Origin of the sequence: Mycolicibacter arupensis (genome assembly GCF_002086515.1) — a bacterium.
Taxonomy (GTDB): Bacteria; Actinomycetota; Actinomycetes; order Mycobacteriales; family Mycobacteriaceae; genus Mycobacterium; species Mycobacterium arupense.
Genome location: NZ_MVHH01000045.1, coordinates 14,915 through 32,388 on the forward strand (window position 1 = coordinate 14,915; position 17,474 = coordinate 32,388).

Below are 17,474 nucleotides of genomic sequence, written 5' to 3' on the forward strand. Positions count from 1 at the left end.
CGCCGGTTACCGACCGGCGCCCGGCTTGCCGGTCGGACGCTGGCCGCGCCGGCTGGTAGGCCGTACCGGCTTTGCGCCGGCAGTCGGTGCCCCTGAGCCCGAGGTTGCCACCGCCGCGTCGCCGGTGGTCACGGGGTCGTCGGCATCTGCGGAATCGTCGATGGCATCAACGCCCGCCGTGCCCGCCGACCCCGGCTTCGACTCGGTCACAGCATTACGCCGACGCATCACTCGCCGGGTGTGGTTCTGCACCAGTTCGGTCCGCTCCCGCAGGGTGACCAGGAGCGGCGTGGCCAGGTAGATCGACGAATAGGTGCCCACCACGACACCGACCAACTGCACCAGCGCGAGGTCCTGAAGTGTTCCGACTCCGAGCAGCCACACCGCGACCACCATCAGCGAGATGATCGGCAACGCCGAGATCAGGCTGGTGTTGATCGAGCGCATGAAGGTCTGGTTGATGGCCAGGTTGGCCTGTTCGGCGTAGGTGTAGCGCGTCTTGTGTTCGAAGCCGCTGGTGTTCTCCTCGACCTTGTCGAACACGATCACGGTGTCGTAGATGGAGAACCCGAGGATGGTCAACAGGCCGATGACAGTGGCCGGTGTGACCTCGAATCCGACCAGCGAGTACACCCCGGCGGTGACGAGAATGTCGAAGACCATGGAGATCATCGCCGACAGTGTCATGAACCACTCGTAGCGCACGGTGATATACAGCGACGCCAGCAGCAGGAACACCACCAGAGCGATCACGGCCTTCTGGGTGATCTGTCCACCCCAGGTCTCCGAGACCGCCGAGTCGCTGATCGCTTGCCTGCTGGGCTGCCCGTCGGGTCCTTGAGGCTGGAAGGCCTCGAACAGATCGTCCCGCAGCTTCTCGGTCTGCTCGTTGGTCAGCGTCTCCGCGCGGATCTGCACCGTGGCCGAATTGCCGTTGCCGACCACGACGACCGACTCGGGACTGCTCCCGACGCTCTTACGGAAAACCTCTTCGACCTGCGTGACGGTGGTGTCGCCGCGCGGGAACGACACCTTGGTGCCCCCGGCGAAATCAATACCGAAGGTGAAGCCGCGGACCAGGATGCTGACGATGGCGATGGCCACCATGACGCCGCTGATCGCGTACCACATCCGCCGGCGGCCGATGACCTCGAACGCGCCGGTACCGGTGTACAGCCGCGACAGGAAGCTGTGCTTCGGCGCCTTGGCGGGACCGGAGCCCGTGCGGGGCTTCTTCGCGGTCGCGGCGCTACCGCTCTTCTTCGGCGCGCCGGCGGCCGGATCCTTCTTTGCGGCCTTGGTGCCGCCACTGGTGCTCGGTTTGGCCATCTGGCTATCCCTGTCCCGTCGACTGGGCGGTTACCCGCGTGCGCGCTTTGGCTCCGGACTTGCCGCCAGATCCGCCTCCCGATTTGGCGACCGCCCGCCGCTCGCGGGCAACCTGCTGCACCGCACCGAGGCCGTTGTACGACGGCTTGGCCAGCGTCGGCGACTTGGACGCCAGGTAGACCAGCGGCCAGGTCACCAGGAACACCACCACGATGTCGAGGATCGTGGTCAGCCCCAGGGTGAACGCGAAGCCCTTCACCTGGCCGACGGCCAGGAAGTAGAGCACCGCGGCAGCCAGGAAGGTGACGGCGTTGCCGGACACGATTGTCTTCCGGGCACGCGCCCACCCTCGCGGCACGGCCGAACGGAACGACCGGCCCTCGCGGATCTCGTCCTTGATGCGTTCGAAGAACACCACGAACGAGTCGGCGGTGGTGCCGATTCCGATGATCAGACCGGCGATTCCGGCAAGGTCGAGTGTGTAGTTGATGTAGCGGCCCAACAACACGAGGATCGCGTACACCATGGCGCCGGCCAGCACCAGAGACAGCGCGGTCAGCACTCCCAGCACCCGGTAGTAGAGCAAGGAATAGACCAGCACCAGCGCCAGACCGATGGCACCGGCGATCAGACCTGCCTTCAGCGACGTCATTCCCAGTGTGGCCGAGACGGTCTCGGCTTCCGAGGCCTCAAAGGACAGCGGGAGCGAGCCGTACTTCAACACGTTGGCCAGCTGGCGCGCCGCATCGGGGGTGAAGCCCGGGGAACCGCCGGTGATCTGGGTGCGACCGCCGGGAATCGCTTCCTGGATCTGCGGGGCGCTGACCACCTGAGAGTCCAGCGTGAACGCGGTCTGGGTGCCGATGTGCGCGGCGGTGTAGTTGGCCCAGACATCGGCCGCACCACTCTTGAACTGCACCTGGACCACATTGGCGCCACTGCGCTGGTCCATACCCGAGCTGGCGTCGGCGATCTGGTCACCGCTGATGATCGAGGGGGCCAGAACGTAAGCGACCTGGTGGTCTTGGGAGCACGTCACCAACGGCAGGTCCGGGTCGTCGTTGCCGGCAAGGATGTCTTCCTTGTCGCACCGGCCGGCCTGGATCTGCAGGGCGAGCGCCTGAACCACCTTGTTATCGCTCTGCCGCAGCCGCTTCTCGGCGGCGATGCGCGCCGCCAGGCCCTGGGCCTGATCGCCCTGCCCGGGCAGACCGGGCAGACCCGGCAGGCCGGGGAGACCCGGGATTGCGGGCATCTGGGCACCGGGGACCGCCGGGCTACCGGGCAATCCCGGTGCCGCCGGCGCCGGAAGCACCGCGGTGCCAGGGGCCGTTTCACTGGGGCTCCCGGGCTCGGGGCTCGCCGTCGTCGTGCCCGGGGTGGGGGCCGGCTCCTGCGGGTAGGGCCGCGGCTGGGCCGCCGGCGCCTGTGGGAGGGACCCGCCATTGCCGCCGAACAGACCTTGACCGCCCGCACCGGCGCCGCCAGGCAGCGATTGCCCTCCGGATGGGAGTCCGGGAATACCGCCGCCAAGGCCCGGGGGCAGACCCGGCACGCCACCGCCAAGGCCCGGAGGCAGACCCGGCACGCCGCCACCAAGGCCCGGAGGCAGACCCGGCACGCCGCCACCGGCACCGGGCGGTTGGCCGGGCATGCCGCCACCACCGAGACCGGGCATCCGGCCTGCCGCCTGCGCTGCTTCTTCCACCGACACCGCGTTGATCACCGGGCGGATGTAGAGCCGGGCCGTTTGGCCGAGGGTGCGAGCCTCATTGCCATCGCTGCCGGGCACGGTGATGACCAAGTTGTTGCCATCGATGATGACCTCAGAGCCGGACACACCGAGCCCGTTGACACGAGCGCTGATGATCTGTTGTGCCTGGTTGAGCGCCTCGCGGGTCGGCGCAGAGCCGTCCGGCGTGCGCGCCGTGAGCGTCACGCGAGTGCCGCCCTGCAGGTCGATCCCGAGTTTGGGTTCGGCGAGCTTGTTGCCGGTCAGGAATACCAGCAGGTAAACGCCGATGAGCAATGCCAGGAACACCGCCAGGTTGCGGGCAGGGTGCACCGACGCCGAAGGCGATGCCACGTTGTTGAGTCTCCTTCGCTCATTGCGCAATGCGCTCTCATGATCGTCGGTGCTGGCCCATGCGCGGACCGCCCCCAGCGATCAGTACCACTGCACCCGCAAAAGGGTACGTGCCCGGCTGGCTGGAGCGGTCGTTGGGCGGGCGTTCCGCGCGTCGGGCGCTCGCCGACCCGCGTTGTCCACGCCGACGATCCCTAGACCGACCCTGCCGCGCTCGCGATCGCCGCTACGCGCCTTCGACGGCCTGCTCGACTGCGGGCTCGGCCGCCTGCTCCTCCGGCTCGATCTTGTCCCGAACGGCCAGCTTCATCCAGGTGGTCACCACACCCGGTGCGATCTCCAGATCGACGTCGTCCTCGGTGATGCCGGTGATGGTGCCCTGCAGCCCCGACGTGGTGTGCACCCGGTCCCCCACCTGCAGCGACTCGTGCAGGTCGATGGTGGCCTGCATCGCACGCTTCTGCCTGCGGGAGGCGAAGAACATAAATGCGCCCATGACAACGATCAGAGGCAGGAAGGCAACCATGTTTTCCATGACGACAACCGATCTTTCAACGTGTTCGAATGAGTGTCCGGCACCGGACCACCCGAAGTGTGGCGGGCCACAGTGATCACAACAGTGTGCCACTGTGTGCGCCGACCGCGCGCCGGCACCGTCGACCACCGCCTAGGCTGTCGGAGACAGGGGGGTCACGATCTTGAGGGAAGGGTTGGCCGATGAGGAACTTCGCGTGGGGTCTGGCGAGCGCCGTTGCCTTCGCGGCAGCACCCCTGGCAGTGGGAGCGATCACCATGCCCGCGGTCGCGTCTGCGGAGCCGCTGGCCTGTCCGGGCGGACAGTACTGGGAGCCCTCCACAAACACCTGCATGCCACTCGGTCAGGGACCGACTCCACTGGACTGCCCCGGCGGCCAGTATTGGGAACCCTCCACAAACACCTGCATGCCACTCGGTCAGGGGCCCAAGCCGCTGGACTGCCCGCCGGGCGAATACTGGCAACCGTTCGGGAACGCGTGCCGGCCACTCGGCCAGATCTGACCCACGGTAAGGCTCGTCCAGGAGGGCCCTCCCATGTCTGTGCCGCCACTACCCCAGAGCCGTCATCTGGCCACTGAGATTCCCGGGCCGGGTTCGGTGCAGCTCGCGCGGCGCCGAGAGGCGGCCGTGGCCCGAGGCGTGGCCAGCACACTGCCGGTCTACGCGGCCCGGGCCGGTGGAGGCATCGTTGAGGACGTCGACGGCAACCGCCTGATCGACCTGGGCTCGGGCATCGCCGTCACCACCGTGGGCGCGGCCGCTCCCCGGGTGGTAGATGCCGTGCAGCGGCAGGTCGCCGAGTTCACTCACACCTGCTTCATGGTCACGCCGTATGAGGGATATGTGGCGGTAGCCGAGGCGCTCAACAGGATTACGCCGGGCTCCCACGAGAAGACGTCCGTTCTGGTCAACTCCGGATCGGAAGCCCTGGAGAACGCCGTCAAGATCGCCCGGGCGCACACCCGCAAGACCGCGGTGGTGGCTTTCGACCACGGCTATCACGGCCGAACCAACCTGACGATGGCACTGACCGCCAAGTCGATGCCCTACAAGAGTGGATTCGGGCCCTTCGCGCCGGACATCTATCGTGCCCCGACGTCCTATCCCTACCGCGACGGCCTGATCGACAAGGACCTCGGCAGCGACGGTACACGGGCCGCCGAGCGCACCATCCGCGTCATCGAGAGCCAGATCGGGGCCGCCAACCTGGCTGCACTGGTGATCGAACCGATCCACGGCGAGGGGGGCTTTATCGTGCCCGCGCCGGGATTTCTGCCCGCGTTGCTGGCCTGGTGCCGCGACAACAACGTGGTGTTCGTCGCCGACGAGGTGCAGACCGGTTTCGCTCGAACCGGGGCGATGTTCGCCTGCGAGCACGAGCCGATCGTGCCCGACCTCATCTGTACCGCCAAGGGAATCGCCGGCGGCTTGCCGCTGGCCGCGGTGACCGGCAGTGCCGACATCATGGACGCCCCCCACCTCAGCGGGCTCGGCGGTACCTTCGGCGGCAACCCGGTGGCCTGCGCCGCGGCCCTGGCGGCCTTGACCGCCGTCGAAGCCGACGACTTGCTGGGGCGGGCGCGCCAGATCGAACGGCTGATCCTCGATCGCCTGGGCCGGGCGCAGGCCGACGACGACCGGATCGGCGACGTTCGTGGGCGCGGCGCCATGATCGCCGTGGAATTGGTACAGCCCGACACCGCCGAACCCGACCCTGGCCTGACCAAGGCGTTGGCCGCAGCCTGTCATCGGGCCGGGGTGATCGTGTTGACCTGCGGAACGTTCGGCAACGTGGTGCGCCTGCTGCCGCCGCTGACGATCAGCGACGAGCTTCTGGCCGAGGGTCTGGACGTGCTGACCGGCGAACTCGCGAAGCTCTAGTTCGCCAGTCAGTCGGTCTCGAACAACCCCTGCTGCCCCAGGCCTCCCGCGCCGACCGGAGGCACCATGCCCAGGTGCGTCCAGGCTGCCGGTGTCGCGACGCGGCCCCGCGGTGTCCGGGCCACCATCCCGGCGCGCACCAGGAACGGCTCGCACACCTCTTCTACGGTGGTGGCTTCCTCTCCCACCGCGACAGCCAGGGTGGACACCCCCACCGGCCCGCCACCGAAACTGCGCGTCAACGCCGAGAGCACCGCCCGGTCGAGGCGATCGAGCCCCAACTCGTCCACGTCGTAGACCGCCAGTGCGGCCTTGGCGACGTCGCGGGTGATCACCCCGTCGGCGCGCACCTCGGCATAGTCGCGCACCCGGCGCAACAGCCGGTTGGCGATCCGGGGGGTGCCGCGAGAGCGCCTGGCGACCTCCGCCGCCGCCTCATCCCCCAACTCGATCCCCAGGATCTTCGCCGAGCGGGCCAGTACCCGCTGCAGTTCGGCCGGTTCGTAGAAATCCATATGCGCGGTGAAGCCGAACCGATCCCGTAGCGGACCAGTCAGCGCCCCGGATCGGGTGGTCGCTCCGACCAAGGTGAACGGGGCGACCTCCAGCGGAATGGACGTGGCCCCGGGCCCCTTGCCGACGACGACATCAACCCGGAAGTCCTCCATCGCCAGATAGAGCATCTCCTCGGCGGGCCGCGCGATGCGATGGATCTCATCGATGAACAGCACGTCGTGTTCGACCAGATTCGACAGCATGGCGGCCAGGTCTCCGGCACGCTCCAGCGCCGGGCCCGAGGTGAGCCGCAACGAACTGCCCAGCTCACTGGCGATGATCATGGCCAGTGATGTCTTGCCCAGCCCTGGCGGGCCGGACAGCAGGATGTGGTCGGGAGTGCCGCCCCGGTTCTTGGCGCCCTCGAGCACCAGCTGAAGCTGTTCACGAACCCGGGGCTGACCGATGAATTCGGCCAGACTCCGGGGGCGCAATCCGGCGTCGATGTCTCCCTCGCCGACGGTCAGCGCCGGAGAGACGTCGCGTTCTGCGGGGTCATCGGGTTGGTTCATTTGGTCTTCCCCAGGCGACTCAGTGCGGTCCGCAGCACCTCGGAGGTGGTGGCGTCAGGAGCGTCGGCCAAAACCTTGTCGGTGGTCTCCTCGGCCTGCTTTGCAGCGAAACCAAGACCGATCAGGGCCTCGATCACCGGAGCGCGCACGCCCTGAGCTGCGAACGCGGCGCCGTCGGAGACCGCCACCGCTCCGATCTTGTCGCGCAGCTCCAGCACCAACCGCTCGGCACCGCGCTTACCGATTCCCGGCACCCGGGTCAAGGCCGTCACGTCCCCATCGGACAGGGCCCGCCGAAGGGCAGTCGCGTCGTAGACCGCCAGCGTCGCCAGGGCGATCTTGGGCCCGATTCCCGACACTCCGATCAGCGTGAGAAACAGGTCGCGGGCTTCCGCGTCGGGGAATCCGTAGAGCGTCATCGAGTCTTCGCGCACGATCATCGCGGTGATCAAACGGGATTCACTGCCCCGGCGAAGCATCGAAAGGGTCGCCGGAGTGGCCATCACCTTGTAGCCCACCCCCGCCGCCTCGACCACCGCGTGATCGAGCGCAATGTCGATGACCTCGCCACGGACCGATGCGATCATGCCCGCGCCGCCTTGAGTTTGGCGGAGTACCTTCTCCGCTGCTCAGCGGCGAGCGCCTCCGCGGCGGCCATCCGGGCGATCATCGGGGCCCGCCAGCAGTGGCAGATCGCGAGGGCCAGCGCGTCGGCCGCGTCAGCCGGGGTCGGCTTCTGCTGCAGGCCAAGGATCCGGGTGATCATGGTTGTCACCTGCGCCTTGTCGGCTGAACCGTTGCCCGTCACCGCGGCCTTGACCTCGCTGGGCGTGTGAAAGTGCACGGCGATGCCACGGCGCGCGGCCTGCAGCGCGATCACCCCGCCGGCCTGCGCGGTCCCCATCACGGTGGAGACGTTCTGTTGAGCGAAAACCCGCTCGATCGCGATGACGTCGGGGCGGTGGGTGTCCAGCCAGTGTTCGGCCGTGTCACTGATGGTCAGTAATCGTTGCGGTAGCGGCTGGTCGGCCGGGGTGCGCACCACGTCGACATCCAACGCGGTGACCTGACGGCCCTGCCCGCCTTCGACCACTGACAGCCCGCAGCGCGTCAGGCCGGGGTCGACGCCCATCACCCGCATCCGATTCCTCTCCCATACCGAACAATTGTTCGACAGTCTAGAGGGGTGGTGACCGTCCAGACCGACGCGACACGCGGCGCGGTAACGCTCTCCAACGGCGCGGAGATCAGTCGGCAGTGATCCGGCCGCTCTCGGCGGCGGCACGTAACGCCTGGTAGTCGCACTGGTTCTGCCCGGCATAGGCTAGGGCGAACCGGGCCAGCGCACGGTCTGCCTTGTCCCCCTTGCCAAGATAGGCCGCAATCGCCACCCGGTCGCCGGAGCGGCTGTGCGCCCGCGCAAGCGCCCGTCCGCACGCCTGGACGTAGGCGGTGAGAACTTTGGGCCGCATCGTCTCGACGTCGGCGGAGCCCTTCATGTCCCACAGTTGTCGCACGTAGTAGTCGCCATGGTGGCCGTCAGGGCCGATCGCGTGCAGCCAGCCCAACAGGACGTCGCTACTGGCCTGCATCAACCGCTGACCCGCGACCACCCGCTCGCCGGCATTCGGGTAGGAGCTGCGCGCGAGGTGAGCTTCCAACACCGATGGTCGTGCCTCTTTGACCTGCATGAGCAGCGGGTCGCGGCCGGCACGTCCTTCAAACAGCGCAATCCACGTGCGGGTTCCGACGCTGCCCACCCCGACGACCTTGCGCGCCATCTCTACATAGCGGTAGCGCCTGGCCAAAACCCGCAGGTCGCCACGAAGGCTGGATACATAGTCGCGAATCAGCTTGCGCATGTAGATGTCATAGAGGTGCGCGACGACGTCGCCCACCAGCTCCCCGACCGGCACTATCAGCGGCGGATCACTGCGCAGGTGCCTGCGGCCGTCGTGCGAGCGGGTCAGCTTGTCGACAGCCTGCTGTCGCCCGCGGGCCAGGGCTCCTGCCGCGGTGCGCCGGATCTCCTTGGCGTATACCGGTTCCACTGTGGCGAGTAGCTCAGCATCGACGACAGATTGGGCGTACCACACGTCGAGTTCACCCAGCCGCGATAACTCCCGCATCTGGCTGCGGTAAGCCTGGGCGCACGCCCGAACCATCGACTCCTGACGGGCAGCATCGAGTCCCCTACTGCGGCACAGGACCGCAGTGCTGGCCACCAGACGCTTGACATCCCAGTCCCACGGGCCAGGCAGCGTCTCATCGAAATCGTTGAGATCAAACGTCAGATGGCGTTCCGGGGACGCGTACAGGCCGAAGTTCGACAGGTGCGCGTCGCCGCACAGTTGCACCCTTATCCCGGTGTTCTCCCCGGCGGCAAGGTCTGCGGCCATGATCACCGCGGCACCCCTGAAGAACGCGTAGGGCGAAGCCAACATACGGGTGTAGCGGATCGGCACCAGCTCTGGGACCCGGTCCTTGGCCTGCGATTCCAGCAGCACTACGGGATCGCAACGCCTCGGCGACGCCGCATACTCCCCGAGCGCCGATCGCGAAAGGGCCTTCCGCCGTGATCTGCCGTTCTCTTGCCGCTCCCTCACCGACACGGCGTCAGTCTAGATCCGTTGCCCAGCCGCCCGGCCGGGTATGACTACGTTCGGCTCAGACAGATTCCAGCCCGCACCCGTGACCGGCCAGAAGTTGCCAGCCCAGAATCGCAACGGGCCGGAACGGCCTGCCCACGACGTTGCCAGCAGACAGCCTCGTGGCGCCGGTCGAGCACGGTCCGCAATACGCCTCGTTGATCCACGACCGGGACAGATGATCAGCACTGTGCCACGTGTGCATGGAATTGCGTTGCCGCACAGTCTAATAAATATCGCACAGCCCTTTGCCGTACGAATCCGGCGGAGCCGGGCGAGGTCGGCGGTGCACACTGAAGACGAGCCGCCCCGGCGGACACCCCACTCGGAAGGACGCTCAGACCAGCACCCTTCGCCGAGCCGGATTCATTTCCGAATTCGTTTGCTCGTCACCGCACCCATGGGCGCATTCAGCTCTATCTGACCTCTGTTGCCCGAGACGGGTTCCGCCGGCTCCGGCACGCTGAATATCCACTGCATCATTGCGCCGAGCCGCGGACCGCTTGACCGTCAGGGCATCTGCGCACGAACACCGCGGAGCACGCATGGATAGCCGGTTTTTCCCCTTGGTCGTCGTGACGGCCATGCTCGCCCTGGGAATGACCCTCACGGTCGCCGACTTCCGCAGGGCTGCAGCGCTCAAGCGCCCCCTGGCGGTCGCCTTGATCTGCCAAGCGATAGTGTTGCCGGCCCTATGTCTGGTGATCGCTGAGGCCTTCCACCTCCCACCCAATCTCGCGGTGGGGCTGATGCTGATCTCCGCAGTTCCCGGCGGCCTGTTGGCGAATGTCTTCAGCCACTTGGTCAATGGTGACCTTGCCCTCAATCTCACGCTGACCGCGATCAACGCCGTGCTGTCCATCGCTTCCTTGCCAGCGATATTGGCGATATCCATCAGCTGGTTCACTGGCGAGGGGCGCAGCATTCCGCTGCAGCTGGACAAGTTCGTCGCGGTGGTCGGCCTGGTGCTGATTCCCACCGCCATAGGCGTGGCCATCCGCGAGCGCTTCCCCAATCTGGCTCGGCGCCTGAAGCGGCCGGTCCGGGTCGCCGCGGCCACGCTGTTGGTCGCGATCTCCGTGGCGGCGATCGTCGGCGGGCACAACACATTGGCGAACAACCTCGGCGCACTGACCGGTGCCGTCGTCTCCTTCGCCACCGTCAGCTTGACCGTCGGATACCTCGTGCCGCGCTGGATGAAGCTCGCTCCGAGGCAGGCGATTGCCATCAGCCTCGAGATCGGGATGCACAACGCGATGGTCGCCACCGCGATTGCACTGAGCCCACAACTGCTCAACAGCGCCGAGATCGGAACCGTGCCGGCGCTGTACGGGGTCATCGCTCCCGTCATCGCGTTGCTTCTGGTTGCCACCATTCGCGCCGTGGACCCCGCCCATCGTCAGGCCGCCGCGGTTTCGCGTTCCGCTTCCCCGGCGTCGCCAGCCCCTGACGACGATGCTCAGCCAGCGTCGGAGGCGGTGGCAACCTAGGTCCTCGTCCGACGCACGGACGGACGACCGTGCGAAACCTTGTGATCCATATCTTCAGCCCACTGGCGTTCCCAGCAAAGTAGTCATTCGACTAACCACAAGACACGGCGAAAGGTGATCCACCGAGATGAGCCAGCCCCAGCGCGCACCACAGGACGCGCCCAATGTCGTGGTGATCCTTCTGGATGACCTCGGCTTTGCTCAATTCGGTTGCTACGGTTCCGATATCGCTACGCCTGCGATCGATCGACTGGCGGCCGGAGGCCTACGCTACAACCGCTTCCACGTGACCGCCCTGTGCTCGCCGACTCGGGCAGCGCTGCTGACCGGGCGCAACCACCACGCGGTCGGCATGGGTTTTCTGGCGGATCTGCCCACCACGCATCCCGGCTACACCGCGCACATTCCACCCTCGGCAGCAACGCTGCCACGTATTCTGCGAGACTCGGGCTGGAGCACGCTGGCGACCGGAAAATGGCACCTGGTTCCGCGCGGGGAGCGTGGCGGCGCAGGGCCGTTCAACCAATGGCCGCTGGGGTTGGGGTTCGAGCGTTACTACGGATTCCTCCGGGGCGACGCCAATCAATGGGCACCGGAACTGGTCCGCGACAATTCATTTGTCGAGCCACCCGCTCGGCCGGATGAGGGATACCACCTGACCGAAGACCTCGCCGATGAAGCGATTCGGATGGTCCTGAGTCAACAGGCCAACGCCCCAGGCAAGCCGTTCTTCCTCTACTTCACGCCGGGCGCCATGCATTCACCGCACCACGTGGAACGCTCGTGGGCCGATGCCTACTCGGGCAAGTTCGATGCCGGATGGGATGCCTGGCGCGACGACCTGTTCGCTCGTCAGGTGAAATCCGGCGTCGTCCCAGCCAGTACCACCTTGACGCCACGGCCGCCATGGGTGCCGGCCTGGGAGGATCTGAGCGCCGACGAACGCCGGCTGTACGCCCGGATGCACGAGGTCTACGCCGGGTTCCTGAGCCACACCGACGCGCAGATCGGCCGATTGGTCGACACCCTGGAACGAATTGGCGTCCTCGACAACACCCTGATTCTGTTGATGTCCGACAACGGCGCCAGCGCCGAAGGCGGCGTATCGGGCACCGTGAACGAGCACCGCTTCACGCACCGAATCCGCGATGACCTCACCGAAAACCTCGCTCAGCTCGATGAATGGGGCGGACCGCACACCTACCCGCACTACGCGTGGGGCTGGGCGTGGGCCGGCAACACCCCGTTTCGGCTGTGGAAGCGCTACACCTGGCTCGGCGGCACCCGCGTGCCGTTCATCGCGCACTGGCCCAAAGCCATTCGCGAGGGAGGTGGGGTCCGTGGGCAGTTCGCCCACGCCATTGACGTCCTGCCGACAGTCCTTGACGCGTGCGGGGTCTCCGCCCCGGAGGCGGTGGACGGCATCGCGCAGCAGCCTATCCAGGGCGCCAGCCTGCTGCCGTCCTTCACCGATCCCGCGGCACCCAATCCACGTTCGGTGCAGTACTTCGAAATGATGGGCTCACGGGCCATTTTCGCCGACGGCTGGAAGGCCACCACCGATCACGTTCCGGTCGGCGTGATGGACGAGGATCTGCTGCTCACCGGCAGCCGCGACTTCGAGAGCGACCACTGGGCGCTGTTTCGCCTCGACGAGGACTTCTCCGAGTCACACGACCTCGCCGATGACCATCCGGAGATCGTTGAGCAGCTCAAGGAACAATGGGCGAATGAAGCAGCTGCGAATAACGTTCTGCCGCTGCTGGACTCACTCATCGGTCGACTGTCCGCGGCGGCACCGCCGCAGTATCCTGTCGGCCTGAAGGTCACGCTGTACCCGCAGGCCGGACCGGTGCTCGATGAGGCGCTGCCGATGCTCGCGGGTGGAGGGCACATCCTCGCCGATGTGGAGATCGCGCAGGACTCCCCCAGCGGCGTGCTGTTCGCGATCGGCGACCGCAACGGCGGTTTGGCCGCCTACGTCGTCGACGGCAGCCTGAACGTCGCGGTGGCACTGCCCAGCGGACCGCTGCACGTGCGCTCCGAACAACGCCTGCCCACGGGCCGCCACCTCGTCGGCTGCGTACTGCGCCTCGTGTCCGGAGGTGTCGCCATCGACGCCGTCGTCGACGACACCGTCATCGCAACGACGACGACCGAACATGCGCTGCTATTCATCTGGCAGCACGGCGGCACACACCTGACCCTGGGCTACGACCGTGGCCTACCGGTCTCCGATGACTACCAGCCGCCCTTTGCCTGGAGCGGGGACCTGCACGCTGTTCACGTTCAGGCCGGCCAAGCCGAACTCGACCAGATCGACGCGCTGCGCATCGCCCTGCAATCCGACTAGTCGTGCCGCGCTGGGAGACCGGACGATTCCAGTACGCGACCACACCACAGCCCCAAACTAGATGCCCTTGCGCTTGTTGGCGGCGAGGAGCGTTCGGTACGAGGCCGCCTCACTCAAATCCTGAACGGCCATCGGACCAAGTCCGATGGCCGTTCAGGAACCGCACGTTGTTCAGCCGGCAACAGTCTGCGCCGGAGCCCGTCCCTCGACGCTGCTCGGCCACCGCAGTTGGGTCAGCCGATCACGTGCCACGACGGTGTGACCGTCGATGCGCTGCGCCGACGTCGGATGCAGCGCCGCCAGCGACGCCCGCTGGTTTCCGGGTTGCAGGCTCAGTCCGGGCACGGGCACGCCAGTGGGTTGACCCGCGGTGCGGAAGGCTGCCCCCAGCGCAAGGGTCTGATCCTCACCCGACCCGGCTACCTCAAGGACCGTCCAGGTTTCCAGTGCCGGATATGACCAGACCTTCGCGAGCAGCTCAGACGCCTCGTGTCCGGGCGTCACGCCATAGGCGGCAAGGTAGTCCCCGTCCTCGTCCACTACTGCCTGCCAGGTCTCGCGGGAGTGGCGGTCGTCGAGGTCCGGAATGTCCTCGGGCTCGACTAGTTTGACCGCCCAGCCGGATTCACGCAGGGTGTCGGCGAGCCGTCGGGCGACGACTACCGCAGTCGTGTGCAACGGGATCTCCGGGGACCGGGCCGCAAGGGCAGCGAGGTTCTCCACCGCAGAGAAGGTGAGTCCGATCCACGTGGTTCGTGTGTGGTGGCCGGATTCATCCTCGACATCTCGGCTGGTGACCCGGATCGCCTCAGCCCGCAAGCCATAGCGGTCCAGGTAGCCGGCGATCAGCGGTAGCGGAAGCAGATCGGGCTCACTGTCCGGCGCACTCACGCTCAGCAGGGCGGTGACCCGGGAATCGGCATCGGGCCGGTGTGCGCCACGCCCTCCAGCTCCGGGGAGTTTCAATGCCGTCCAGCGTCGCACGAGGGTGGACAGCGGCAGACCGCGCCACCGTGCCAACGCTGCGACCGCCAGCGCGATGGCGATGCCCAGCACCCAGCGTTCCCGCCCTGACTCCCACGGGTAAGCCGTCACCGCGGCACTGACCGCCACCAGCAGCAACGTGATCCGTCCGGTACCGGGCCAGGGCGATCGATGGGTGCTCACAGTGCGGTCTCCTTTCTCCGGCGCGCCACTATCGCGGCGGCCACGGCGGTCAATGCCAGCGCCGCTGTGCCGCCGAATGCAACGGCCAACGGTGTGTAATCCTTCGGTGCCGCCTCCGGTGGCGCCGCAACCCGTTTCACCGGATCTGCGCGTTGGCCGGCCTGTGGGGGTAGTTGCCAGGTCAGGGCGGCCACCGGATCCACTGCGCCGGCACCGACGATGTTCGACGGTGCGCGAGCGACATTGTGGGCGGTGGCTGTGATCCGGTGTATCACCTCGGCCGCGGGCAGGTCCGGGTAGCGGCTCCTCAGCAGTGCCGCGACACCGGCCACATAGGCCGACGCGTAGCTGGTGCCGTTGATCGGGGCCAGTCGCTGCTTGGCTCCGGGCAGACCGTTGGCCAGGCCGCCGTCGTCGCGGTTACTCACCGAGACAATGTTTTCGCCCGGTGCCGCGATGCCGACCCACGGTCCGGCCGCGGTGAACTTCGATGGTTGGCCATCAGCCGACAACGACGCCACCGACAACACGTACGGCTGCCACGATGACGGAATCGACACCGACGTGACGGCGGCCCAGTTACGCGGGTCGGCCGGCCTGCTGAGGTCGGTCAGCGGGTTGGGCTGGCATCCGGGTCCGCCGACCGCCGATCCTCCCGAACCACTGTCCCCGGCGGCAGCGATCACGACGGCGTCCTTCTCGACGGCGGCATAGCGCAGTGCGGCGCCCAGTTCCGATTGATCGATGTCGCGATCGGCGGGCAGGCAGAACACCGCCGAGACCGCTATGACGCGGGCCCCGAGATCTGCTGCGTGCACGATCGCCCGGCTCAACGCCGTCACCCCTGCGATCGCCCGTGCTGCCTCTGGGTCACCGTTGGAGGCTGCGGGCGTGATCTTTGCGGACGCAGCCCGCAGGGACAGCAGCCGTGACGCGGGGGCGACACCGCTGAAGCCATCTGGTCCGGGTTGACCGGCAATGAGCCCCGCAACGAGGGTGCCGTGCCCGTCGCAGTCGGCAAGGCCGTCAGTGGTGCCGACGTAGTCTCCCCCCGGCTCGACTGCGGGCAGCCGCGGTCCAGGCCGAACCCCGGTGTCGATGACGGCCACCGTCTGGCCTTCCCCGCGGGAAAATTGCCACGCTGCCGGAAGATCCAGCAGTTGACGTCCGGGGTTCGGCGCCGCGGGATCGGTTCCCGCGATCAGCTCTGAGGTACTGCACTCACCGAACTGTTGAGTGGCTTGCACCGGGCCAGGAGTTCCACTGGGCGGTGCCGCTGCGGGGTCGACGGTGGGCGGAGTGATCGCCGCCCCCGACGGGGACGTGCACACGGCCGCGGCCAGCCCCACGGCAAGCGCGGTGAAGCCGGCCGCGGCCCGCCCGGCCGGTCTCAACCAGGCTCGGGTCAGGCTGGTCATCGACTGAGAACCCAGCTGAAAATCCCCACCAGGTAGGCGATCACGGGAATCAGCGACGCGTCCAGACCCGAAGCGACAAAGCCCACCAGCCGACGTAGCGGCAGCGAATAGCTGTGCGGATCGGCGACCGCGGGAACCAATGCGGCCACCAACCACACCGCGACCAGCACCGTCAGCACTGCCAGCGCCAACAGTGCGGCAAGCACGTGGCCTGTCGCTGCGTAGTAGACCAGCAAAGCGGTGGTCACGAGGTAGGGCTGGGCCAGTGACCAGGCCTTGCTGGCTGCCGAGTCCCACACACGCGCCCGCAGCACAGCGGCCGCAGCACTCGCCGCCACGGCATACCACCCCCACGCCGGCAGTGCCGCGGGCTGGGCTGCGACCGCAAACGATCCCACAGTGCTGAGCAGTACGGCCCCCGCGACCAGTCCGGTTTGGTAGGCATCGGCGGCCCTTACCCGCCGCGGCAGGTCGGACAACACCTGCTGCGATGGGGCGGCAGGGGTGGGATCTCCCGGCGCGGGGATGACCGGGAGGGGGAACCTCGCCCAGAGTGCGGCCAACTGTGGCGCCGAGACGCTGATCAGCAATCCGACCACGATCAGTGCCCCACCGAGGGTGCTCAGAGGTAGTGACCACAGCGATGCCACGGCGGCAACCAACGTCACGCTCGCGCCGAGAACACCGGTGGCAGTGAAGAAACCGAGGTTTCGGCGGACCGCGAAAACACGGATCGCCGACCAGGCCGCGATGCCGGCGGCACCGAGCGTCACCTGCGCCGCACCAAAGCGCCCCGGCACTGCCAAGGTGAGCGCCGCAGCGATAGGAGCCAGTGCGGCGACCGCCACAACACCGTCATGCGGTGGCTGCGCCGCCAAGGCGGCGACCGCGGTGAGCACGGCAATCACTGCAGCCGCATACAGTCCCGCTGGCGCGCCTGTCGCGACCCGGTAGGTCACCGCCAACGCGGTGGCCGCCAGGATCCATCCGGCAAGCACGGCCAGCGCTCCCCGCTGGATGTTCGCCAGGCCCCACGGGTGGCGCCTGGACTCCGAGAAGATCACCGCGGCGTCGGCGATGTCTTCGACGATTCCGGGTGCAACGGGTCCGGGAGGCACCGGCTGCAGAGCCAGCAGGTCACCGTCGACAACGCCCACGGTGTCCAAGCTGGCGTCCAGGCTGAAGGGGGCGCCGCCGATGGGCGCGAGGCTGATGCGCTCGGGAGTCGCTTGAGCACCACCGGCGTCGTCGGAATCGTCTGAATCGTTGGGCTGGACCAAACGTTGGACCGTGGGAACGATCTCGCGCAGGGGTAGGTCCGCGGGCAGAGCAAGCTCCGTCAGTCGGCTCTCGGCCAGGACAGCAATCCGTACGATCGGTATCACAGCGTTGGCCATCACGGGGTCCTCAGGTTCAGAAGGGACATGGGTTTTCTCCTAGCGCGTCAGGCTTTGGCTGAATTGGGGGTTGACGAGTTGTAGGTAGGTGGGTTCGTCGT

The 17,474-nt window shown here is 67.4% G+C and carries 13 protein-coding genes; 3 read left to right on the forward strand and 10 right to left on the reverse strand.

Features of this window, described 5'->3' with window-relative positions; genetic code table 11:
* Positions 1-6: 6 nt before the first annotated feature.
* The 3 genes from secF to yajC all read right to left on the reverse strand — a co-directional run bounded on the left by secF (position 7) and on the right by yajC (position 3,950).
* The gene (gene secF, locus BST15_RS16920) at positions 7-1,329 is read right to left on the reverse strand and encodes a protein translocase subunit SecF (protein WP_046189395.1); all 1,323 of its coding nucleotides are present in this window, start codon (positions 1,327-1,329) and stop codon (positions 7-9) included.
* 4 nt (positions 1,330-1,333) lie between these two features.
* Complete coding sequence (gene secD, locus BST15_RS16925; protein ID WP_046189396.1) at positions 1,334-3,415, reverse strand: protein translocase subunit SecD; 2,082 nt, start codon at positions 3,413-3,415, stop codon at positions 1,334-1,336.
* Between the two features lie 226 nt (positions 3,416-3,641).
* Positions 3,642-3,950 carry a preprotein translocase subunit YajC gene (yajC, locus tag BST15_RS16930; protein ID WP_046189397.1) on the reverse strand — a complete coding sequence of 103 codons (309 nt, stop codon included), beginning with the start codon at positions 3,948-3,950 and terminating at the stop codon, positions 3,642-3,644.
* A 542-nt stretch (positions 3,951-4,492) separates the two neighbouring features.
* Between yajC and gabT the strand changes: the two genes are divergently transcribed.
* Positions 4,493-5,833, forward strand: a complete 1,341-nt coding sequence (gabT, locus tag BST15_RS16940) for a 4-aminobutyrate--2-oxoglutarate transaminase (RefSeq protein WP_109370811.1) — start codon at positions 4,493-4,495, stop codon at positions 5,831-5,833.
* Positions 5,834-5,841: 8 nt separating this feature from the next.
* Here gabT and ruvB read toward each other — a convergent pair whose 3' ends face one another.
* From ruvB to BST15_RS16960, 4 genes are all read right to left on the reverse strand, one after another.
* Positions 5,842-6,900: a Holliday junction branch migration DNA helicase RuvB gene (ruvB, locus tag BST15_RS16945; RefSeq protein ID WP_046189399.1), complete on the reverse strand. Its 1,059-nt coding sequence runs from the start codon at positions 6,898-6,900 to the stop codon at positions 5,842-5,844.
* Positions 6,897-7,487, reverse strand: a complete 591-nt coding sequence (ruvA, locus tag BST15_RS16950) for a Holliday junction branch migration protein RuvA (RefSeq protein WP_046189400.1) — start codon at positions 7,485-7,487, stop codon at positions 6,897-6,899. The genes ruvB and ruvA overlap by 4 nt, the downstream gene beginning before the upstream one ends.
* Positions 7,484-8,041: a crossover junction endodeoxyribonuclease RuvC gene (ruvC, locus tag BST15_RS16955; protein ID WP_046296469.1), complete on the reverse strand. Its 558-nt coding sequence runs from the start codon at positions 8,039-8,041 to the stop codon at positions 7,484-7,486. The genes ruvA and ruvC overlap by 4 nt, the downstream gene beginning before the upstream one ends.
* Before the next feature lie 106 nt (positions 8,042-8,147).
* Entirely contained in the window at positions 8,148-9,407 is a 1,260-nt protein-coding gene (locus BST15_RS16960; protein ID WP_234708305.1) for a DUF2252 domain-containing protein, read from the reverse strand.
* Between the two features lie 686 nt (positions 9,408-10,093).
* Between BST15_RS16960 and BST15_RS16965 the strand changes: the two genes are divergently transcribed.
* Positions 10,094-11,038: a bile acid:sodium symporter family protein gene (locus BST15_RS16965; RefSeq protein ID WP_083071070.1), complete on the forward strand. Its 945-nt coding sequence runs from the start codon at positions 10,094-10,096 to the stop codon at positions 11,036-11,038.
* A gap of 127 nt (positions 11,039-11,165) precedes the next feature.
* Complete coding sequence (locus BST15_RS16970; protein ID WP_046189403.1) at positions 11,166-13,391, forward strand: arylsulfatase; 2,226 nt, start codon at positions 11,166-11,168, stop codon at positions 13,389-13,391.
* A 171-nt stretch (positions 13,392-13,562) separates the two neighbouring features.
* Here BST15_RS16970 and eccE read toward each other — a convergent pair whose 3' ends face one another.
* The 3 genes from eccE to eccD are packed head-to-tail and all read right to left on the reverse strand — an operon-like array spanning position 13,563 to position 17,373.
* Positions 13,563-14,558 (reverse strand): type VII secretion protein EccE, encoded by a 996-nt coding sequence (gene eccE / locus BST15_RS16975; RefSeq protein WP_046189404.1) that lies wholly within the window; start codon positions 14,556-14,558, stop codon positions 13,563-13,565.
* Positions 14,555-15,976 (reverse strand): type VII secretion-associated serine protease mycosin, encoded by a 1,422-nt coding sequence (gene mycP, locus BST15_RS16980; protein WP_046189405.1) that lies wholly within the window; start codon positions 15,974-15,976, stop codon positions 14,555-14,557. The genes eccE and mycP overlap by 4 nt, the downstream gene beginning before the upstream one ends.
* Positions 15,973-17,373 carry a type VII secretion integral membrane protein EccD gene (gene eccD, locus BST15_RS16985; RefSeq protein WP_109370810.1) on the reverse strand — a complete coding sequence of 467 codons (1,401 nt, stop codon included), beginning with the start codon at positions 17,371-17,373 and terminating at the stop codon, positions 15,973-15,975. Before eccD ends, mycP begins: the two co-directional genes overlap by 4 nt.
* Positions 17,374-17,474: the final 101 nt, after the last annotated feature.